A 20,645-nucleotide genomic window follows, 5' to 3' on the forward strand; every position below is an offset into this window, starting at 1 on the left:
CGACGTGGCCAGAATTCTCATCATTGAAGACAACCACATCAATATGAAGCTCGCCGCGCTGCTGGTGCGCCGGGCGGGCCACTCGACGTTTGAGGCCGTCGACGCTGAGAGCGGTTTGTTGCTCGCTCGGGTTGAACTGCCAGATCTGATTCTGATGGATATCCAGCTGCCGGGAATGGACGGGTTCGCCGCTACCGCTTTGCTGAAGAGCGATCCCGCCACTGCCGAAATTCCGGTGATCGCCCTGACAGCGATGGCCATGTCTCGGGATCAGGACCGGGCGCGTCAGGTTGCTTGTGACGCTTACATCACCAAGCCGCTGCACTATCAGGAACTTCAGGACGCGATCAACTGGCTTCTGCCGCGGGCTGACGATGAGGACGCGTCTGAGGAAATACCTTCAATAATAGGCAACGTTTCGAGGCCGAAGGAGTCGTCTTCCGGCTTCTCGGCGCGAGACTGGTCAACACTTGAGGATTTTCCCGCAGGGACACGATTGACGACACTTCGCGCCCCGGATGCCACTCGTATTCTGGTGGCTGGAGGTAATCCGACCAATCAAAAGCTCATTTTGTGGCAGCTGAATCTACTCGGATACGAGGCCGACCTGAGGGACAACGGCGCTCTCGCCCTCGCACTGTGGACAACGGGGGATTACCACCTGGTGATCACTGACCTTCAAATGCCCCAGATGAACGGCTTCGAATTGGCCACGGCCATTCGAGCGGCAGAGGGGCCGGATGTACATGTGCCGATCCTGGCTATGACAGCCAGGGCGGTGCGCGGCGATGCCGACCACACCCGCGCGGTCGGAATGAACGACTACCTCATACGCCCGCTGCACCTAGCCAAGCTGCGGGCGGCTCTATTGAAGTGGTTGCCCCGGGAATCCGACCACGAGCAGTGACCCCTGCATCGGACCGCACCGCCAGGCTGGGCGAGACCAGCGTGCAGCGTGCAGCGTGCAGCGGAGCAGCTCGACGGTTCGCTTGAGCGACTCGGCCAAGGTACGAGCCACTTGTCGGTCAGCCGTGCTCGGGCTGGCCTCGGGTTCGAACCCAGGTTCAGCGTCGGTAACAGACGCGGCCCGGCAGGCCTGAGCGGGAATCGATTGCATGGCCATAAAACGTGCGACGCCCACCATGGCATGCGTGAGCAGTTCGGTCTGCCCGTGTCGAAAAGCCTGGGCAACATCATTCTTGGCTCATCGATGGTGGATGATTCGGTGCCGATGATGGCAGCGTTCTTAGTGTTGAAATAGTTGAAGAAGGTGCGCTGGGAAATGCCACTCCGGCTGCAGATCATATCCACGGTGACGTTGTCGAAACCGTGTTCCAGAACGAGGCTGACGGCACTTTGTTCCACTCGCAGCGTCGTCTCATGATGCTTGTCTTCACGAGTGTGCGGGCGCACGGGAACCTGGGTGCGTGGCGTCGGGGTGTCGGTCATGCCTCGTCCTGTTGCTCGGTACAGCGCTACTCGTACCGCAGCGACTCGATCGGGTTCTGCTTTGCCGCCCGCTGAGCCGGCAGGGTGCCGGAGAGGAAGGCGATCGCCATGACCAGCAAAATGACGAAGGCCACAGATGCCGGCTCAAACAAGAGGATGTTCAATCCCGGCAACCCGGAGAGCAACCCCTGCGACAGGACGGCGCTCAAGGCGGAGCCGAGCCCGATCGCCACACCGGCACCGATGGCGCTGCCGAGGAATCCGATGACGACCGCTTCGAGGCTGAACAGGGTGTAGACCTTGCCGCCGCTCATGCCCATGGCCTTCATCAGGCCGATCTCACGGGTGCGCTCCTGCACGCTCATCAGCAGGGTGTTGATAATGCCGAATGCCGCCGCGATCAGGGCAATGACGGCGAAAGCGTTGAGTACCCCTACGATGCCGTTGATCACCGTCTGCACGGCGCCCAGCTGATCTGCAATGGTGCGCGCGGTGTAGTTCTGGGTGGCGAGGTCGGCCTTGAGGGCGGTGACAGCATCCGCTGACAGGGTTGTGTCGAAGTGAGCCACGGCCACACCGTAACTCGTGACGGCGGTGGCGATGCCGCCGGCCTGCGCGTCGGCCAGCTCGGCTATCAGCGCGTCGTTGGCTCCGGCGCCCGCAGCAAGCAGGCTCTCGAGCGATACGCCGACGACGGTGGCCTGCACGGTGTGCTTTGCGCCGAGAATGTCGGTGATACCAATCGACACGGATGCCCCCACCGCGTCGTCCGCCGACGCGAACCCGAGCGGGGTCACGAAGGTGTCAGGCAGCACGAGTTGCGCGTCACTGGCGCCGCCGTCGAGTTGCGCACCAGCAGTGAGGTCGGCCGTGGTGACGGCGGAGGTGGCGTTGATGCTGAACTCGTACTGCGAACCGGTGCCGTACTCGATGTAGTCGGGCTGAACAGCGCGAATCGGATCGACCGACACAATGCCCGCGGTTTCGCCAATCTTGGTGAGGTCGGAGTCTGTCAGCGCCTTGGTTGTCGTGCCGGGCGGACCCTGTCGACTGGAGACAGACGCTGAACTCTTCGGGTCGTACTTGACTGGGCCGTCGCCGGCTGTCGTGGCGTCAGTCGCTTGCGTGATGATGAACACGTCGGGGGAGCCAAGGGCGCCCACCTGAGCGTCGACATACTGGCTGACGCCGGCGCCGACGGCGTTGGTGAGTGTGAGAGTGAAGGCTCCGACGAAGATGGCCAGAACGGTCAGCGTCGTGCGAAGCTTGCTGCGAAAAGTGTTGGAGATCGCGGTGGTGACGAGGTCTTTGGCTCTCATGCTGCGCCTCCGGTGGTGGTCGGTGCTTCGGGGGTGTGCAGCGCGTGCGCCCCGGTGTGCGTCGGACCGGCGTGAGACACGACCAGTCCGTCGCGAATATAGATCTGGCGGTCACAGCGGGCGGCGAGTTCCTCGTCGTGGGTGACGATGACGAGCGTGATGCCCTGGCTGCGATTGAGCTCGAACAGGATATCTTCGACCACGGCGCCGGTGGCGGTGTCAAGGTTTCCGGTGGGTTCGTCGGCGAAGATCACCCGTGGTGCATTCACCAGGGCGCGACCGATCACGACGCGCTGCTTTTGCCCGCCCGACAGGGTCGTGGCCTTGTTACCGGCTTTGTCGGCCAGTTCAAGCTGTTCGAGAACTTCCATGCCGCGGCGGCGACGTTCCTTGACGCCTATGCCGGCGATCTTGAGCGGCAGAATGACGTTGTCGAGCACGCTCACGTTGGGGGTGAGAAAGAACTGCTGAAAGACGAAGCCGAACTCCTTGTTGCGCAGCTCGTTGACCGCGCGCTTGGAGAGCGACTTGGCGTCTGTGCCGGCAACCTGCAGCGATCCTTTATCGGGCTCGTCGAGCAGGGCGAGCAGGTGCATGAGGGTCGACTTGCCGGACCCGCTCTTTCCGACGATCGCCACGGTCTCCCCGGGCGCGATCTGAACGGATACCCCTTTCAGTGCGTCGAACCGGCTCGTACCCGAGCCATAGGATTTTTCCAGGCCTTGTGCATCAATTACCCATTCGGAGCCCATCGCGCATCCCTCGCCCCTGGTGACCTCGCAGGCCACATGTGCAGTTACTGCACTCTAAATTGCTGTTACTGCACGTTTACTGTCAGCGGGCCGTTTCCACGAGGATGCTGCGCCCCTGGTCGGTCTACAGGTCAAGGCTGTCGCCCGGTTCGAGGGGAAAGAACTCACCGCCGCTGAGTTGGGTGACATTCTGGAATCTCGCATTGGACAGGTCTTTCCCGGCGCGAGAGAGCAGCATCTCATGGGTGGGAAAGCTGCGCTTGGGCTTGATCGCGAAAATGTAGTCCATCGCCTCGCTGATTTTCATCCATGGTGCCGCGGCCGGAACGGCGAGCGTGCCGACCTCGACCCCCTCGGGAATGGTGAAAGCGTCGCCGGCGTAGTACAGCTCGTCATTGACGAGAACTCCGACGTTGTCGATAACCGGGATCGATTCATGGATCACCGCGTGGGTGGCTCCGAAGAAGCGCAGGGTGAACGGGGCGACTTCGATCACGTCACCGGCCTGCACCGTCGTGACTTCGAGATCAGCGTTGAAGGCGGCAATGGCGCGCGTAACGCCGGCCGGCGCGAAGATGCGCAGATCGGAGTTCATTTCGATGATGCGGCCCAGTTGTTCCGGGGTCCAGTGGTCGGCGTGTTCGTGGGTGATGACTACGGCCACGGTGCCGGCCGTGTGCGAAAGTGCAGTGGTGAACGAACCTGGGTCGATATAGAGTTTTTTGCCGGTGAGTTCGATGATCAGGGCAGCATGCTCCAGCTTGGTCAGTTTCATGCCCTGAGCTAACCCCGATTCGAGTCGTGGCGCAACAGCATCCACTTTCTTGACTGATCGGCAGCCGTCACGGCGCGCCGCGTGCGCTCAGTTTGGAAGAGCACTCCTTCATGTGGCATACTCGGAAAGTTGCAAAAACGGCCCCATCGTTTAGCGGCCTAGGACATCGCCCTCTCACGGCGGTAACGCGGGTTCGAATCCCGCTGGGGTCACCATTGCCCGGTCGCCTACTCTTCACAGGTGCCGGGCCTTTCTGGTTCACGGCGTCAGTGCTCCTGTATAGGCTCGTAGGCATGGCCACAGTCATTCTTGTGCGGCACGGTCGCACCACAGCAAACGCCACCGGTATGTTAGCCGGACGAACTCCCGGGGTCGGGCTCGACCAAGTGGGGCGTGAGCAAGCCGCCCGCACCGGGGAGCGGCTTGCTGCGGTTCCACTGGTTGGTTTAGTCTCGAGCCCGCTGGAACGATGCCAGCAGACCTCGGCCCTGATCCTGCAGCATCAGACGGGCTCCCCGGCGACGACCGAGGATGCGGACATCACGGAGTGCGACTACGGGCAGTGGCAGGGCCGATCGCTCAGCGAGCTTGCCCTGGAGAAACTGTGGCCGGTCGTGCAGGCGCAACCGTCAGCCGTCGTCTTTCCCGGCGGAGAATCGATGGCGACCATGCAAGCCCGGTCGGTCGCCGCCATTCGGCGCCACGACGCACGGATCGAGGCGGAATTCGGGCCGGACGCCGTGTGGGTGGCGGTCAGCCACGGCGACATCATTAAATCGATCCTGGCCGACGCGCTCGGCATGCACCTGGACCTGTTTCAGCGCATTTCTGTCGGTCCGGCCTCGGTGTCGATCGTGCGCTACGGGCCCCACCGTCCGAACGTGTTTGCCACCAATACCGACTCCGGCGACCTGTCCTGGCTGCGCTCGAGTGCCCCGGGGGCCGACGCGCCGGTGGGCGGTGGGTCCGGCCACGATGCGCCACAAGCCGTGCGCTCATAAAATGTTCACATGCCCATAATCGTTCACGAATTTGACTGGCCAGATCGTGTTGTCATCGGCACCGTCGGTGTGCCCGGATCACGCACGTTTTACCTTCAGGTGCGTAGCGGCGCTCAAATCGTCAGCATTGCCCTGGAAAAACAACAATCCGCTCTGCTCGCGGAGAAGATCGACGAAATGCTCGAGCAGCTCATGACGCACGACGGCAACCCCTTCAGCGTGCCAACGGCAACGCCTATCGAACTGGTCGACAACGACCCCCTGGAGCAGCCCTTTGATGAGCAGTTCCGCACCGGCACGATGACCCTCGGCTGGGATCCGCGCACTGCGCAGGTCGTGATCGAGGCTTTTTCGCTGACGGACAGCGGGGTCACCGACGAGGACGACTTCGACGCGGCCAGCCTGGAGTCGACGGAAACGCTGCTTGTGCGTATCCCGGTGGGCACCGCCCAAGCGTTCGCGATGCGCACCCGCGAGATCGTGGGGGCCGGTCGACCCATTTGCGCCTTGTGCGGTATGCCCATCGATGCGGACGGACACGTCTGTACCCTGCCGGATGACCGCTGATTCCGATGGAGCTCGACCTCGATTGATGCCCAGTGCGAGCTCTCCGGCCGCTCTGGTCCTTTCGAGGTGGGGCTGCGGAGCGACAATCGCAGACCCGAGCGTTGAGCGCGGGGTTTAGCTGGCGCAGAGGCGCCAGAGCGAGGTGACCTCGTTCGCTCGCACCGCGTGCAGCGGGTCGTTCGTGTCACTCGCTCTCGAGTGTCTGGCAGGCGCTTCGAGCGCACCGATCACGCGCAGGCCGGCCGCATCGATCACGTTCAGAAGGTCGCCGCGGGAGCGCAGCCCCACCAGCTCAGCAAAATCGGAAAGTACCAACCAGACCTCACCGTTCGGCTCCAGATGGTCGAGCACGCCGGCCAGAAATCCCTTGAGCATGCGAGAACCAGGGTCGTAGACGGCCGCATCGAGCAGTGAGTGTGCGGTCGCCGGAATCCACGGTGGGTTGCAGACAATGAGATCGGCCTTCCCCTCAGGAAAGAGATCGGTGAGCTGAACCTCAACCTGCCCGTCGAGTTTGAGAAGCGATACCGTCTCTCGAGCGGATGCGACCGCACGCGGCTCGATATCTGTCGCGACCACATGCGGCACGCCCCGGGTTGCGAGTACCGCTGCGAGCACCCCGGTGCCGGTACCGATGTCGAAGGCAAGCTGTGGCGCGGCGAGGGGAGCGCTCGCCACGAGATCGACGTACTCGCTGCGCACCGGGAAGAATGTGCCGTAATGCGGATAGATGTTGGCGTTCAATGCGGCAACGGGAATGCCTTTGGTCCGCCACTGATGAGCGCCGATCGTACCGAGCACCTCGTGCAGCGACACAACGGATGCCTCGGTGATGCTGCCGTAGGCGGCGACCGTGGCAGCGTGAACGTCCGGCGCACGGCGCAGCCCGATTGTGTTGCCGACAGCAAGCGGAACGAGAAGCAGTCCGAGAATCCGGGCCCGGTGCGACCTGTTCTGCCGATAGCGGTAGAACAGGTCGGCGGTGCTGCGCTCGGTGTGATCCGGGCGAGGCCTGGTGCGGTGTTCCAGAGCCGTCAGAATTTGGCGGGCGTTCTGAAAGTCTCCGTTCCAGAGCATTGCGACGCCCTGCGAGGCCAGCCGGTAGGCCGCATCCGCTGTGATCGTGTCGTCGACCGGCTCGACTCGTTTCGGGGCCGGTGCGCCGTTAGCTGATCTCCACAGGGCGGTGACCGGTCGACCAAGGTCAGACCAGTTGATGTAGTCGGCGGCCGTCATCGAACCCGGTGCATAGTCATAGCCAGCAAGCATAGGCCGGGTTCGGGCCGGCGCTGGGCGAAGGTGCGAGCGGGGCCGCCACACTGATAGGATTTTGCGAGCGAAGGGGAGTATCCCTCTGGGCCCGATCGGGTTCTATGTCGCGATCGTCAATACGGGCCGCACTGGCGGGGCCCCGGTCGCGGTGGTATCGATTGGTTCCGTTTGGGCGCTATCGGTGCGGGAGAGACTTTCGGGTTCTGCCATCCCCGATTCCCGTTATTTTCTTGAAAGGCCCCCGTGGAACTCGCCCTCCCTCTCTGGTTCGAAGCTGGATCATTGGTCGTTTTGACCCTTATTCTGGTCGCTGACCTGCTCATCGTCTACAAGCGCCCGCATGTTCCGAGCATGCGCGAGGCTGGCCTCTGGGTTGCGTTCTACGTTGGGCTCGCGCTCATTTTCGCGCTCTTGATGCTGGTTCTCGGTGACGCTGAACATGCCGGTCAATTTCTTGCCGGCTGGCTGACCGAGTACAGCCTGTCGATCGATAACCTGTTTGTCTTCGTAATCATCATGGCCAGGTTCTCCGTGCCGCGAAAATACCAGCAGGAAGTGCTGATGGTGGGAATCATCATCGCTCTCGTGCTGCGCGGAATCTTCATTCTGCTCGGCGCTCAGCTGATCGAAAGCTATGCCTGGATCTTCTACATCTTCGGCGCGTTCCTGTTCTATACCGCCGTGAAGCAAGCGTTCTCCTCGGAAGCAGAAACGGAAGAAAAAGAGAACGGCGTCATTCGTCTGCTCCGCCGCCGCATTCGTATCTCATCAGAATTCGACGGCTCCAAGGTTCGCACGCTGGTCGACGGCAAGAAGATCTTCACGCCGATGCTGATCGTGTTTATCGCGATCGGCACCACCGACCTCATCTTCGCCCTCGATTCCATTCCAGCGATCTTCGGCATCACAACGAGCCCGTTCATCGTGTTCACGGCCAATATCTTTGCCCTCATGGGCTTGCGCCAGCTGTACTTTCTCCTCGGCGGCCTGCTCGAACGTCTCGAATACCTCAAGTACGGCATCGCGGTCATCCTCGGCTTCATCGGCGTCAAGCTCGTGCTGCACGCGATGCACACCAACGAGGTCTTCTTCATCAATGGTGGCGATCCCATGTTGTGGGCGCCCGAGATCGACACCTGGACCTCGCTCGGCGTGATCATCGGCAGCATGGCCGTGGCCACCGTGGCGAGCCTGATCAAGGCTGGTCACGATGCCAAAAAGCGTGGCATCACGCTGGTCGAGGAGATTTCGGTTAACGCCAACGAATGACTGATCGAGGCCGGGCGACGGCAAACGGGGGGCTTTCATGACTGTGCACCGGCAGAGCATGATGGAGCTTTCCAGTGCTGTCGCCCGTTTCTCTTTCAGCGAGCGCACCGATGTCGGCAGCGTGCGCAAGGTCAACGAGGATAGCGTGCTCGCGCAGTCCCCAGTGTTCCTCGTGGCCGACGGTATGGGCGGCCACGCCCGGGGTGAGGTCGCCAGCCAGACCGTACTTCGGGTGTTCGATGAGCACATCGCCCGCGATTCGCCCTCGACGCCGGAACGCATCCTCGACGCCATCCACTCTTCGAATGACGCCGTACGCGATCTGAGCACAGCCGATGACTACGGCACCGCAGTGTCGGGCACCACCCTCGCGGGCATCGCCTTCGTCGACGCCGGTGATGACGTCGGCTACCACTGGATGGCCTTCAACGTTGGCGATTCCCGCGTCTACACCTGGACCGACGGTGTTTTGGCCCAGTTGTCCATCGACCACTCCGCAGTGCAGGAGATGGTCGACGCTGGCCTGATTTCGGTCGACGACGCCGAGAAACACCCCGAGCGCAACGTCATCACCCGGGCGATCGGCGCCGACGAGTTTGTCGATGCCGACGTCTGGCTGTTGCCGGCCCTCGGACAGCAATCCTTTTTGATCTGCTCCGACGGGCTGACCAAAGAACTTGATGATGCGGCGATCGCGGAGGTCTTGGCCATGGACATCGGCCTGGATGCCGCGGGGCGCAGTGTCGCTGACATTCTCGTCGACGAAGCCATCGAGCACGGCGGACGCGATAACGTCAGCGTCGTCTACGTGGAATCAACGTTCGACTGACCGGTCGCGCAAGCGTTCGCGAGCCGAGCGGCTGGGCGAGGTGTTAGCCTGAACCCATGGTGCTGAGCCGACTTCTTCTGTGCCGCGACGAGTCCCTGTCCTGAGGCCTCCCTCGTCGCGGCGTTCAGCGTGGCTGCCATCGATTCGTGAGGAAGACGCTCAAAATGACCAACGTAATACCCACTTCGCAAAAACACTCCGGCACCGGCCTTCGTACCCTGGCCGAGAAGGTCTGGGACAAGCACCTCGTCACCAAGGGTGAGGATGGCACGCCAGACCTGATCTATATCGACCTGCACCTGCTGCACGAGGTCACCAGCCCGCAGGCCTTCGACGGCCTGCGCCTGTCCAATCGAATGCTGCGTCGGCCCGATCTGACCATCGCGACCGAGGACCACAACACGCCAACGCTCGCCATCGACAAGCCGATCGCAGACCTCACCAGCCGCACGCAGATCGAGACCCTGCGCCGCAACTGCGCCGAATACGGTGTGCGCCTGCACTCGCTCGGTGACATTGAACAGGGCATCGTGCACGTTGTCGGCCCGCAGCTCGGCCTGACCCAGCCGGGAATCACCGTGGTGTGCGGCGACTCGCACACCTCCACCCACGGTGCCTTCGGTGCTATGGCGCTTGGTATCGGCACGAGCGAGGTCGAGCACGTCATGGCCACCCAGACTCTGCCGTTGAACCCCTTCAAGACCATGGCCATCACCGTCAACGGCAGGTTGCGCACCGGGGTCACCGCGAAAGACATCATTCTGGCCGTGATTGCCCGGATCGGCACCGGCGGGGGGGCTGGTTACGTGCTCGAATACCGTGGTGAGGCCATTCGAGCCCTCTCCATGGAGGGGCGCATGACTATCTGCAACATGTCGATCGAGGCTGGCGCCCGCGCCGGTATGGTCGCCCCCGATCAGGTCACCTACGACTACCTTGACGGGCGTGCCCACGCGCCCCGCGGTGCCGACTGGGACGCTGCCGTGGCCTACTGGGAGACCCTGGCCACCGACGAGGGCGCGACCTATGACGCCGAGGTCATCATCGATGCGAACGCTCTCGAACCGTTCGTCACCTGGGGTACCAATCCCGGCCAGGGCGTGTCCCTGAGTGGAGCTGTGCCGAATCCCGCCGAAATCGTCGATGCCAACGAGCGCTCGGCGGCTGAGCGGGCTTTGGAATACATGGATCTCGCGGCGGGCACCCCGATGAAGGACATCCGGGTCGATACCGTTTTTCTCGGCTCCTGCACCAACAGCCGGGTCGAAGACCTGCGCGCCGCCGCTGAAATCATCAAGGGCAAGACCAAGGCCGAAGGGCTGCGCATGATGGTCGTTCCCGGTTCTGCCCGGGTACGCATCGAGGCTGAAGCCGAGGGGCTCGACCAGATCTTCCTCGACTTCGGTGCCGAATGGCGCTTCGCCGGGTGTTCGATGTGCCTCGGCATGAACCCAGACCAGCTTGAACCCGGCGAACGCTGCGCGTCGACCAGTAACCGCAACTTTGAAGGGCGACAGGGAAAGGGCGGGCGCACCCATCTGGTGTCGCCGCTCGTCGCTGCCGCCACGGCCATTCGCGGCACGCTCAGTAGCCCGTGGGATCTCGACCAAGCTGGAGACCAGTAACCATGCAGAAATTCACCACCGTCACCGGAATCGCGGTGCCGCTGCGCCGTTCCAATGTCGATACCGACCAGATCATTCCAGCCGTGTATCTCAAGCGCGTCACGCGCACCGGCTTTGAAGACGCATTGTTCGCGGCGTGGCGCCTCGACCCCGACTTCGTCATCAATAAAAAGGAGTACCAGGGCGGTCGCGTACTCATCGCCGGGGCCGACTTCGGCACCGGCTCCTCCCGCGAACACGCGGTGTGGGCCCTGCGGGACTATGGCTTCGACGTGGTGCTGAGCCCCCGGTTCGGCGACATCTTTCGCGGAAACGCCGGCAAGCAGGGACTGCTCGCCGGGCAGATCAGCGAAGCGGATGCCGAAACCCTGTGGAATTTGGTCGAGTGCGCCCCCGGGGTGGAGTTGACCGTGGATCTGGTGAGTAAAACAGTGCGTGTCGGGGACCTGACCGTGAATTTCGAAATCGACGATTACACTAGATGGCGGCTGCTCGAAGGTCTCGATGACATCGCGCTGACCCTGCGTGACGAAGCGCGGATCAAGGAATTTGAGGGGACGCGAGAGTCGTGGTTGCCCCGCACTCTTCCGGCGCTCTCCGCAGGTTCGGCCCGCGTCAATTTGCAGTAATTTGTATTGCACCAATTTGCACTAGGACAGGTATTTTGTGAGCACTCTCAGTGAAGCCCGGCGTGATCAAGAGGCGAAGAATCTAAACGAAGCCAGGCAGCACGATGACGCGAACGAGCGGGGGAGTGCTCAGAACCACGGGGCATCCGTTGGCCTCACCGCCGATAAAATCACCATCCGCGGTGGTATTCCGCTGGTCGGTCGCATCGAGGTGAAGGGGGCGAAGAACCTCGTCACCAAGGCCATGGTCGCCGCCCTGCTCGGTGAAACCCCCAGCGTTCTCAAGGACGTTCCGAACATCAGTGATGTTCGGATCGTTCGCGGCCTGCTCGAAGTGCACGGCGTCAATGTGACCGAGGGTGATGAGCCCGGAACCCTCGTGCTTGACCCGGCAAACGTGGAAAGCGCGCACTTCGCCGCGATCGACGCCCACGCGGGTTCCTCGCGTATCCCCATTCTGTTCTGCGGTCCGCTGTTGCACCGGCTCGGCGAGGCCTTCATCCCCGACCTCGGCGGCTGTCGCATCGGCGACCGGCCGATCGACTTTCACCTCGAGGTGCTGCGCAAGTTTGGTGCTGTCGTCGAAAAGCAGCCCAACGGCATCCGTATGTCGGCGCCGAACGGTCTCAAAGGCGCCAAGCTCGAACTGCCGTACCCGAGCGTGGGCGCCACCGAGCAGGTGCTGCTCACCGCGGTGAGGGCCGAAGGTCTCACCGAGCTCAAGGGCGCGGCAATCGAGCCTGAAATCATGGATCTCATCAATATTTTGCAGAAGATGGGCGCCATCATCACGGTCGATACTGACCGGGTGATCCGTATCGAGGGCGTCGAACGCCTGGTCGGATACAATCATCGCGCCCTGTTCGACCGCAACGAGGCTGCCAGCTGGGCTGCCGCAGCACTCGCTACCGACGGCGACATCTTCGTCGGTGGCGCCCGGCAGGCTGAGATGATCACGTTCCTCAACGTCTTCCGCAAGGTCGGTGGAGCTTTCGACATCTGCGACGACGGCATCCGCTTTTATCACCCCGGCGGTGACCTCAAGCCTGTCATCATCGAAACGGGCGTCCACCCCGGCTTCATGACGGACTGGCAGCAGCCGCTCGTCATCGCGCTGACCAAGGCACACGGAACGTCGATCGTGCACGAAACAGTGTACGAGCAGCGGTTCGGCTTCGTCGACGCGCTCGTCGAGATGGGCGCGACAATTCAAATTCACAAGGAATGCCTCGGTGGGCACACGTGTCGGTTTGGCCAGCGCAATTTCAATCACTCGGCCGTCATTACCGGCCCGACGAAGCTGCACGGCGCCGACATCGTCGTGCCCGACCTGCGCGGCGGTTTCAGTCACCTGATCGCGGCGCTTTCGGCCGAGGGCACATCAACGGTCAGCAACGTGGGAATCATCAGCCGCGGGTACGAGAACTTCATCGGCAAGTTGCGGCTTTTGGGGGCGGACTTCGATCTCGAAGGATAATAGGCGCGTGCCTGAAAATAACGACGTGTCCGTAGCTTCCGGCTCATCTTCACCGCGCACCCGAATTCGTTCGGAGAAGAGCAGGCCCAGCGCGTTCTGGATCCTCGCCGGGCTGATTCTGCCGGTCATGAACCTCGCCGCCCGGTACGAGATCATCGACGCTCACAAGTTTCCGCGCAGTGGCGCGTTCGTGCTGTCACCCAACCACTACAGTGAGATCGACCCCGTGGTCATGGGAGTCGTAGCGTGGAAGTTGGGGCGGCTGCCTCGATTCCTGGCGAAGGCATCTGTTTTTGAAATTCCCGTCTTCGGTGCGGTGCTGCGCAGGTCCGGGCAGATTCCGGTGCAGCGCGGCGGTTCGGTGCGCGGCAGCGAACCGGTCAAGGCCGCCCAGCGTCTGGCCGAGAAAGGTCAGATCGTCGTGGTGTACCCGGAGGGGTCACTGACCCGTGACCCTGACTTGTGGCCGATGCGCGGCAAGACCGGAGCCGTTCGCATCGCGCTGGAACAGGGCATTCCCATCGTGCCGGCCGCCCACTGGGGCGCCCAGCACCTGATGGAACGATATTCCAAGAAAATCAGCCTGTTTCCGCGTAAAACCATCACCGTGAAGATCGGCGACCCGATCGACCTCTCCCAGTTTCGCGGGCGGAGTCTCGACACGGCGACGCTCAACGAGGCGACCGCAGTCGTGATGCTGGCCATCACCGCGCTGCTGGAAGACCTGCGCGGCGAGAAGGCCCCGGCTAAGCGGTGGAACCCGGCGGAGCACAATCAGAGAGAGACCGGTCGTTTTGAAGCCTAGAACCGCCCAGTTGCCGAAGATTCAGCCAGGCACCCGGGTGGCCGTTCTCGGCGCGGGCAGTTGGGGAACGACCTTCGCCAAAATTCTCACGGATGGCGGTGCCGACGTCGTTCTGTGGGCTCGCCGCCCCGAACTGGCCCGGGAAATCTCTGAGGCTCGCCGTAACAGCGATTATTTGCCGGGGGTGAACCTGCCGGTGGGCCTGCGCGCCACGAGCCGTCTCGACCTGGCCCTGGCCGGCGCCGAAATGGTTTTCGTCTCGGTTCCGAGCCAGTCGCTGCGCGAAAATCTCAAGCAGGTCGAGCCGTATCTGGTTGCGAACCCGATAGTGATCTCGCTCATGAAGGGTGTCGAACGCTCCACCGGCATGCGCATGAGCACGGTGATCGAAGAAACGCTGCGCATTGACCCCGATCGCATTGCCGCGATCAGCGGTCCGAACCTCGCGCTCGAAATCGCCAAGGAACAGCCCACCGGCGCTGTCGTCTCCTCGGTGAGCCTCGAAACGGCGCAGGCCGTGGCCAAACTGGCCACCAATCGCTATTTTCGCTCCTACGTCAATACCGACGTCATCGGCACCGAGTTCGGTGGGGTGCTGAAGAACCTGATCGCGGTCGCCATCGGCATCGTCGACGGTGTCGGCTACGGCGAGAACACCAAAGCCTCGATCATCACCCGCGGCCTGGTCGAAATGACCGACTTCGCGGTCGCCTACGGCGCTCAACCCGAGACGTTGGCCGGCCTGGCCGGGCTCGGCGACCTCATCGCCACCTGCCAGTCGCCGCTGTCTCGCAACAACACGGCCGGGCGGTTGCTCGGCCAGGGTTACAGCATCAACGACGTCGTCAAACAAATGCAGCAGACTACCGAAGGCCTCGCTTCGGTGAAGCCGGTTCTCGAACTGGCCCGTGCCAAGGGCGTCGAGATGCCCATTGTCGAACAGGTTCGCCAGGTGCTCGACGGCACACTCAATCCCCGCGACATTGCGCCGCACCTCACGACTGACTCCGGCGAACCGCAGGGCGAAAGGACACTTGACGATGCACAAGCTCACGGTGGTGCTTCTCTTTGGAGGGCGTTCCAGCGAACACTCGATCAGCTGCGCCACGGCGGGGGGAGTGCTGGCAGCCCTCGACCCTGAGCGCTACACCGTCATCCCGGTCGGAATCACCCGGGACGGCGCGTACGTACTCGAAGACAACGACCCAGCCAAATTCGCCCTCAACGCGCAAGCATTGCCCGTTGTCGCCGACAATGGCACCCGGGTGCGCTGGCCGCAGAGCGCATCGAGCCGGGAAATGACCGTTGTCGATGCGTCCGGTGAGCGTTCGCTCGGCTCTGTCGACCTTATATTCCCAATTTTGCATGGACCTTTCGGCGAGGACGGCACCATTCAGGGCATGCTCGACCTGCTCGACCTTCCGTATGTCGGGTCAGGGGTTCTCGCATCTGCTCTGGGGATGGACAAGCACTTTGCCAAGACCGTCTTTCAGCAAGCCGCCCTGCCGGTGGCGCCGTGGCGTACCCTGATAGCGGATGACTGGGCGCGGGATCCCGCCCTGGGTAACGCGGCCCTCGAACAACTCGGCTTGCCCGTCTTCGTGAAGCCGGCCCGGGCCGGGTCGAGCGTCGGCGTCAGCCGGGTAGCGACACGAGACCAGCTGGCCGAGGCCATGACGGTCGGTCTCGCCGAAGACAGCAAGGTACTCATTGAATCCGGGCTCGTCGGACGTGAACTCGAGATCGCCGTGCTGCAAGGACGCCCGGGGGAACCGACCCGCGCCTCCGTGGCCGGCGAGGTCGTCGTGACGGGCCGTGACTTCTACGACTTTGCCGCGAAGTACCTGGATGCGCCGGGAGTCGAGCTGGTCTGCCCCGCGCCGCTATCAGCGGCAGAACTGGCTGAGGTACAGCGGCTGGCCATTGCCGCTTTCGAGGCGATCGGCGCCGCTGGCCTGGCTCGGGTTGACTTCTTCCTGACGGAGACCGGATGGGTGATCAACGAGATCAACACCATGCCCGGGTTCACAAGCATCTCGATGTTTCCCACCTGCTGGCTGGCCAGCGGCTACACCTACCCGGAGCTGGTCGACGAACTCATCTCTGTGGCCATCGCCCACGCCCACCACGGCTCCTGACCGGCCTGCCGAGGGATCTCGCGCACCACCGGCGGGTCACCGACGGGTCGTGAACCAGGGGATCACGGGGCGGTTGTGGCCCCTGGTGTGGGCAGCTGCACGTCTTCGGCGCCGACACAGGAACCGGTCGCCGGCACATACGCGACCGCATTGGCGACGTCGACGAGCGCCGTCGATCCGCTCACCGCTTCGGAGTCGACCACGATTTCGATGGCCGGGTCGCGCCCATAGGTCGTGTAGCGGTAGGTCGGGGCGGCGGCGTCATCTTCGATCCAGTCGATGCCGTTGATATTCAGGCATGGCAGAGTCGTAGGCGCCGGCACGGGAACACCACAGTGCAGCAACACAGCGGCCGGGTCGCCCCAGGCTCCTGTTGACTGAGCGTTCGTCTCCCGGGACTCCTGATCGGCGACGGTGGATGGCAGGTGCACGATCACGTCGGCGCAGGCCACGTTGGTGGCGTCGGCGGCCGGGGTCAGGGGTACGGCAGTGGCGCAGCCGGCCAGCAACAGTGAGGTCGCCAGCACGGCGGCGGCGGCGACGAAACGACGGGGAGCGGTGCGCAGGAGCAGGAGTGGGTGAGACATCGTATTCAGGCTACCGTTTCTAACATGACCACTGCTGCGGATGCCCCGCTTTCACCTCCGCACTCCGCCGCCATCGAAACTCTCGCCGACCTCAGCGAGGGGGCCGTGCTGGCGCGGATCTTTCCCCGTCTACCGACGGCTTCGGCCCAACTTCTCGGCCCGGGCGACGATGCGGCGGTCATTTCGGCGCCTGATGGGCGGTTTGTGGTGACGACCGACATGATGATTCAGGGACCCGATTTTCGCCTCGCGTGGTCGTCACCGCACGATCTTGGCTGGAAGGCCGCCGCCACCAATCTTTCCGACGTGGCCGCGATGGGCGCTCGCCCGACAGCTTTGGTCGTGGCGATCGCCGCCCCGCCGTCGACGCCCGTTTCGGTGCTTGAGGGCCTTGCCGACGGGCTGCGCGACTGCTGTGAGGCTCTTGCCCCCGGCTGCGGGGTGGTCGGCGGTGACTTGTCAGCGTCAGACGCCCTCACCCTGGTTGTGACGGCCTTCGGCGACCTTGAGGGCCGCGCTCCCGTTCTTCGCTCGGGAGCGCGGCCAGGGGATACAGTGGCGCTGTCCGGCCGGCTTGGCGACGCTGGAATCGGCCTCGAACTATTGTTCCGTCTGGGCGTTGATTCCAACGGAGTACCCGACCTGGCCAGGGCCAACGCACTCAAACTCACGCATCCCACCGAAGTGGCCGCCCAGCTCACCCCCGTACCGCCGATTGCAAGTGGCCCGATTGCAGCGCTCGGCGGAGCCACGGCCATGCTTGACGTCTCCGACGGACTTGCCATCGATGCCGGACGCATCGCGCGGGCCAGCGGTGTGGGTATCGACTTCGACTCCAGCTGTCTGGGGGAGCGGATCGAGGTCGCCCTCGGAGGCGGGGAAGACCACGGACTTCTCGCCACCTTCGCACCCGACCGTGTTCTGCCGCCCGACTTTCGCCGCCTCGGAACGGTCGTCGCGGTATCCGCTTCGAATTGGGGCGCCATCACCGTCGACGGTGTTCCACACGACCAGGGCGGCTGGGACCCGTACCGAGGCTGGGACGGTGCGGCCGGCTAACTGAAACGGATGCTGCACGACCAGTGACGGCGCCGGTAGTACTACGGCGCCGGCTGCAGGGTGGAATCGGCATACCAGACGGTCGTGTCGCCGTAGTCCTTGCGACGGTCGAGTGCGAGCCCCGGGCCCCATTTTGGCTCGGGCGAGCGGGAGCTGCGCTCGAGCACCACGAGCGCGTCGGTGGCCAGCAGGGGAGCCAATGCACTCAAATTGTGCCCGAGTTCAATCTCGCTGAGGTCGTAGGGCGGGTCGATGAACACCACGTCGAAGCCCTCTTTGGTAGCGGCCAAGAACGACTGAACCGCCTGGGCGGAGACGGCAATCTTCAGGTCAGTGCCCTTCGGCGCTGACCGTTGCACGGCCTCGGCGTTCCTTCGACACATGGCCGCCGCGCCGTAGCTGTTCTCGACGAGCGTCACGACGCGGGCGCCGCGACTGGCGGCCTCAAGCCCCAAAGCTCCCGATCCCGCATACAGATCCAACACGCGCATGCCGTGCAGGGCATCCCGTGAGTCGAGCGCCGAAAAGATGGCCTCGCGTACCCGATCACTGGTTGGCCGTGTACCCGACTTCGGAACAGCCAGGGAGAGAGAGCCGGCAAACCCGGTAATAATTCGCGTCATAACCCTCCCGAGCCTAGCCGCCCCGCAAAGAACGCCCCGCAAAGAACGCCCCGCAAAGAACGCCCCGCAAAGAACGCCCCGCAAAGAACGCCCCGCAAAGAACGCCCCGCGCAGATAAACCTGCGGCGGAGGCGTGGGTTGTGGTGACTGGGTCACAACACCATGTCAGTGGCCCGGTTTACGATGAGTGCATGACCGGTTCGAGCGCTGCCAGTGGCCCCGGATTCGATGGTGTTGCGCTTCCGTCACCCCAGCTCGAACCGCTGACGCTCGACACCCCGTTGAAGAAGGCCCTCAGCCCAGCCCAGGCGACAGCGCTCGCGAAAGCCTTCGGATTTCAGACCGTCAACGATCTGCTCAGCCATTACCCGCGCGACTACGCCGACCGCGAAGTACTCCGGCCCCTGAACCAGCTCACTCCCGGCGCCAACATCACGGTCATCGCCGACATCATCTCTGCGCACGAAAAACGCATGTCATCCCGCCCGGGCACGATCGTAGAGGTGGTCATCTCCGACGGGGGAGGTCAGTTCACCCTCACATTCTTTGGCAAGAACAGCCAGCAGTGGCGTCTTGACCAGCTGCGACCCGGCCTGCGCGGCAGTTTCTCCGGCAAGGTGCGCATGTACCAGGGTCAGAGCCAACTGGCCAACCCGTCGTACAAGACCTTCGAAAGCGAAGAAGAAGAGGCGCGCGACGACCCGGCCCTGAAGTTGAAGCACAAGCCGCTCATCCCCATTTATGCCGCTACGGCCGCCGAGACCAGTTGGAACCTGCAGACGATGATCGACCAGGTTCTCCGGCGCCTCGGCACCCTGCCCGACCCTGTTCCCGACGACCTGCGGGTCGAACACAGCCTGCTCGACCACACCCAGGCCATCCGCTGGATTCATAGCCCTGACGATCCAGAACAGTGGATGGCCGCGCAAGACACGCTGCGGTTCACCGAGGCCTGGGTACTGCAGTGCGCCCTCATGCAGCGGCACAGTCTCGCGCGGGAACGCCGTACCCAACCCCGAGTGCCAACGCCCGGCGGCTACCTCGAACGCTTTGATGCAACGCTGCCCTTCGTGCTGACGATCGATCAAGAAATTTGCGCGGTCGAAATCGCCGCCGACATGGCCCGGTCCGGCCCGATGAATCGGCTGTTGCAGGGCGAGGTCGGCTCGGGCAAGACCGTGGTTGCCCTGCGGGCCATGCTCGCCGTAGCGGACAGCGGCGGCCAGGCCGCGTTGCTGGCACCGACTGAGGTGCTCGCCGGGCAACACCTGCGGTCGATCACGACCCTGCTCGGCCCGAATCTGGCGGCCGAACTGATGCCGACCTTGTTGACCGGAAAACTGCCGGTCGCGCAGAAACGCAAGGCACTGCTGCGCACGGTCTCTGGCCAATCGCGCATTGTGATCGGCACGCACGCCCTGCTCAGCGATACCGTGACCTTTTTCGACCTCGGTCTGATCGTGATCGATGAGCAGCACCGGTTTGGCGTCGACCAGCGCGAAACACTGCGGCTCAAGGGGGCGGAGCCTCCCCACGTTCTCGTCATGACGGCAACGCCGATTCCGCGCACCATTGCTATGACCGTGTTCGGCGACCTCGACGTGAGCACCATTCGCATGCTGCCGGCCGGGCGCCAGGGAATTCGCAGTGTTGTCGTTCCCATGGGTGAGAACGGGGCACTGTTCGGACGCGTCTGGGCGAGTTTGGCGCAGGAACTCGCCCTGGGGCGTCAAGGTTTTGTCGTCTGTCCGGCGATTTCTCCGGCAGAAATCGAAGACGAGGCCGATTTCGCGCCGCCGCCGGGAGACGATCCGCGCCCGCTGTTCAACGTTGAAGAAGTCCTCGAGGGAATGCGCGGAGTCGCGTCCCTGGCGCCGTACCGTCTCGAGGCACTGCACGGGCGCATGACGAGCGAGGAGAAAGACCGCATCATGCGCTCTTTTGCCGCCGGTGAGATCGATATTCTCATCGCCACCACCGTCATCGAGGTCGGTGTCGACGTTCCGAACGCCTCCGCCATGGTCGTGCTCGACGCAGACCGATTCGGTGTCTCCCAGCTGCACCAGTTGCGCGGCCGGGTCGGACGTGGTGGAGTGCCAGGGCTGTGCCTGCTGGTAACTAGCTCCCGCGCGGGGTCCCCGGCCCGCCAGCGCATCGGTGATGTCGCCGCAACGCTCGATGGCTTCGTACTCGCTGAACTCGACCTCGCCCTGCGCGGGGAGGGCAACGTGCTCGGTGACATGCAGTCCGGTGACGGCTCGAAACTGCGCTTTCTGCGGGTGGCGGTCGACGGCGACATGATCGCCGAAGCTCGACAAGCGGCCTACCACTTGGTCACGGGGGATCCGGGCATCCGCACCAACCCGGCGCTGCGTGATGCGATCGCGCGCCGCCTGAATGATTCCGAACGCACCTGGCTCAATAAAGGCTGATTATGTCGACGCAAAGCGGATACATCGGGCAGCGTTC

Annotated in this window: 20 protein-coding genes and 1 tRNA gene; 14 read left to right on the forward strand and 7 right to left on the reverse strand. The window is 63.4% G+C overall.

Annotated features, from left to right (window positions below):
* Positions 1–4: 4 nt before the first annotated feature.
* Positions 5–907 (forward strand): response regulator, encoded by a 903-nt coding sequence (locus CXY83_RS17660; RefSeq protein ID WP_158251881.1) that lies wholly within the window; start codon positions 5–7, stop codon positions 905–907.
* On the opposite strand, the gene CXY83_RS12510 is transcribed toward CXY83_RS17660, so the two are convergent.
* The 4 genes from CXY83_RS12510 to CXY83_RS12525 form a co-directional block, all read right to left on the reverse strand.
* On the reverse strand, positions 823–1,449 hold the full coding sequence (locus tag CXY83_RS12510; protein ID WP_104197652.1) for a TetR family transcriptional regulator: 627 nt from the start codon (positions 1,447–1,449) through the stop codon (positions 823–825). The genes CXY83_RS17660 and CXY83_RS12510 overlap by 85 nt on opposite strands.
* A 26-nt stretch (positions 1,450–1,475) precedes the next feature.
* The gene (locus CXY83_RS12515; RefSeq protein WP_104197653.1) at positions 1,476–2,768 is read right to left on the reverse strand and encodes an ABC transporter permease; all 1,293 of its coding nucleotides are present in this window, start codon (positions 2,766–2,768) and stop codon (positions 1,476–1,478) included.
* A complete protein-coding gene (locus CXY83_RS12520; RefSeq protein ID WP_104197654.1) occupies positions 2,765–3,520 on the reverse strand; it encodes an ABC transporter ATP-binding protein in 756 nt (251 codons plus the stop codon). Before CXY83_RS12520 ends, CXY83_RS12515 begins: the two co-directional genes overlap by 4 nt.
* A gap of 124 nt (positions 3,521–3,644) precedes the next feature.
* On the reverse strand, positions 3,645–4,295 hold the full coding sequence (locus tag CXY83_RS12525) for an MBL fold metallo-hydrolase (protein ID WP_104197655.1): 651 nt from the start codon (positions 4,293–4,295) through the stop codon (positions 3,645–3,647).
* A gap of 139 nt (positions 4,296–4,434) precedes the next feature.
* On the opposite strand from CXY83_RS12525, the gene CXY83_RS12530 reads away from it, so the two are divergent.
* The 3 genes from CXY83_RS12530 (at position 4,435) to CXY83_RS12540 (ending at position 5,863) form a co-directional block, all read left to right on the forward strand.
* A tRNA-Glu gene (locus CXY83_RS12530) sits at positions 4,435–4,510 on the forward strand.
* Between the two features lie 78 nt (positions 4,511–4,588).
* Entirely contained in the window at positions 4,589–5,296 is a 708-nt protein-coding gene (locus CXY83_RS12535; protein ID WP_104197656.1) for a histidine phosphatase family protein, read from the forward strand.
* Between the two features lie 9 nt (positions 5,297–5,305).
* A complete protein-coding gene (locus tag CXY83_RS12540; protein WP_104197657.1) occupies positions 5,306–5,863 on the forward strand; it encodes a DUF3090 domain-containing protein in 558 nt (185 codons plus the stop codon).
* A 114-nt stretch (positions 5,864–5,977) separates the two neighbouring features.
* Here the strand turns inward: CXY83_RS12540 and CXY83_RS12545 are convergent, their stop codons facing one another.
* Positions 5,978–7,132, reverse strand: a complete 1,155-nt coding sequence (locus CXY83_RS12545) for a class I SAM-dependent methyltransferase (RefSeq protein ID WP_233200879.1) — start codon at positions 7,130–7,132, stop codon at positions 5,978–5,980.
* A gap of 246 nt (positions 7,133–7,378) precedes the next feature.
* Here CXY83_RS12545 and CXY83_RS12550 point away from each other — a divergent pair, with 246 nt between their 5' ends.
* From CXY83_RS12550 to CXY83_RS12585, 8 genes are all read left to right on the forward strand, one after another.
* Complete coding sequence (locus CXY83_RS12550; RefSeq protein ID WP_104197658.1) at positions 7,379–8,404, forward strand: TerC/Alx family metal homeostasis membrane protein; 1,026 nt, start codon at positions 7,379–7,381, stop codon at positions 8,402–8,404.
* 37 nt (positions 8,405–8,441) lie between these two features.
* Positions 8,442–9,233, forward strand: coding sequence for a PP2C family serine/threonine-protein phosphatase (locus CXY83_RS12555; protein WP_233200881.1), 792 nt, complete (start codon positions 8,442–8,444; stop codon positions 9,231–9,233).
* A 164-nt stretch (positions 9,234–9,397) separates the two neighbouring features.
* Positions 9,398–10,858 carry a 3-isopropylmalate dehydratase large subunit gene (gene leuC, locus CXY83_RS12560; RefSeq protein WP_104197659.1) on the forward strand — a complete coding sequence of 487 codons (1,461 nt, stop codon included), beginning with the start codon at positions 9,398–9,400 and terminating at the stop codon, positions 10,856–10,858.
* Positions 10,859–10,860: 2 nt separating this feature from the next.
* Positions 10,861–11,487, forward strand: coding sequence for a 3-isopropylmalate dehydratase small subunit (leuD, locus tag CXY83_RS12565; RefSeq protein ID WP_104197660.1), 627 nt, complete (start codon positions 10,861–10,863; stop codon positions 11,485–11,487).
* A 169-nt stretch (positions 11,488–11,656) separates the two neighbouring features.
* On the forward strand, positions 11,657–12,964 hold the full coding sequence (murA, locus tag CXY83_RS12570; protein WP_104197778.1) for a UDP-N-acetylglucosamine 1-carboxyvinyltransferase: 1,308 nt from the start codon (positions 11,657–11,659) through the stop codon (positions 12,962–12,964).
* A 7-nt stretch (positions 12,965–12,971) separates the two neighbouring features.
* Positions 12,972–13,769 (forward strand): 1-acyl-sn-glycerol-3-phosphate acyltransferase, encoded by a 798-nt coding sequence (locus tag CXY83_RS12575; protein ID WP_233200883.1) that lies wholly within the window; start codon positions 12,972–12,974, stop codon positions 13,767–13,769.
* Positions 13,770–13,779: 10 nt separating this feature from the next.
* Entirely contained in the window at positions 13,780–14,910 is a 1,131-nt protein-coding gene (locus CXY83_RS12580; protein ID WP_233200885.1) for an NAD(P)H-dependent glycerol-3-phosphate dehydrogenase, read from the forward strand.
* Positions 14,810–15,907 carry a D-alanine--D-alanine ligase family protein gene (locus tag CXY83_RS12585; protein ID WP_104197662.1) on the forward strand — a complete coding sequence of 366 codons (1,098 nt, stop codon included), beginning with the start codon at positions 14,810–14,812 and terminating at the stop codon, positions 15,905–15,907. The genes CXY83_RS12580 and CXY83_RS12585 overlap by 101 nt, the downstream gene beginning before the upstream one ends.
* 62 nt (positions 15,908–15,969) lie before the next feature.
* Here the strand turns inward: CXY83_RS12585 and CXY83_RS12590 are convergent, their stop codons facing one another.
* Positions 15,970–16,494, reverse strand: coding sequence for a DUF3515 family protein (locus tag CXY83_RS12590; protein WP_104197663.1), 525 nt, complete (start codon positions 16,492–16,494; stop codon positions 15,970–15,972).
* Positions 16,495–16,518: 24 nt separating this feature from the next.
* Between CXY83_RS12590 and thiL the strand changes: the two genes are divergently transcribed.
* Positions 16,519–17,553, forward strand: a complete 1,035-nt coding sequence (thiL, locus tag CXY83_RS12595; RefSeq protein WP_104197664.1) for a thiamine-phosphate kinase — start codon at positions 16,519–16,521, stop codon at positions 17,551–17,553.
* Between the two features lie 41 nt (positions 17,554–17,594).
* Here the strand turns inward: thiL and rsmD are convergent, their stop codons facing one another.
* A complete protein-coding gene (gene rsmD / locus CXY83_RS12600; RefSeq protein ID WP_104197665.1) occupies positions 17,595–18,176 on the reverse strand; it encodes a 16S rRNA (guanine(966)-N(2))-methyltransferase RsmD in 582 nt (193 codons plus the stop codon).
* Positions 18,177–18,367: 191 nt separating this feature from the next.
* Here rsmD and CXY83_RS12605 point away from each other — a divergent pair, with 191 nt between their 5' ends.
* A complete protein-coding gene (locus CXY83_RS12605) occupies positions 18,368–20,608 on the forward strand; it encodes an ATP-dependent DNA helicase RecG (RefSeq protein ID WP_104197666.1) in 2,241 nt (746 codons plus the stop codon).
* Positions 20,609–20,645 lie beyond the last annotated feature (37 nt).

The sequence above is a fragment of the Cryobacterium sp. M15 genome (genome assembly GCF_002929675.1).
In the GTDB taxonomy this organism is placed as follows: domain Bacteria; phylum Actinomycetota; class Actinomycetes; order Actinomycetales; family Microbacteriaceae; genus Cryobacterium; species Cryobacterium lyxosi.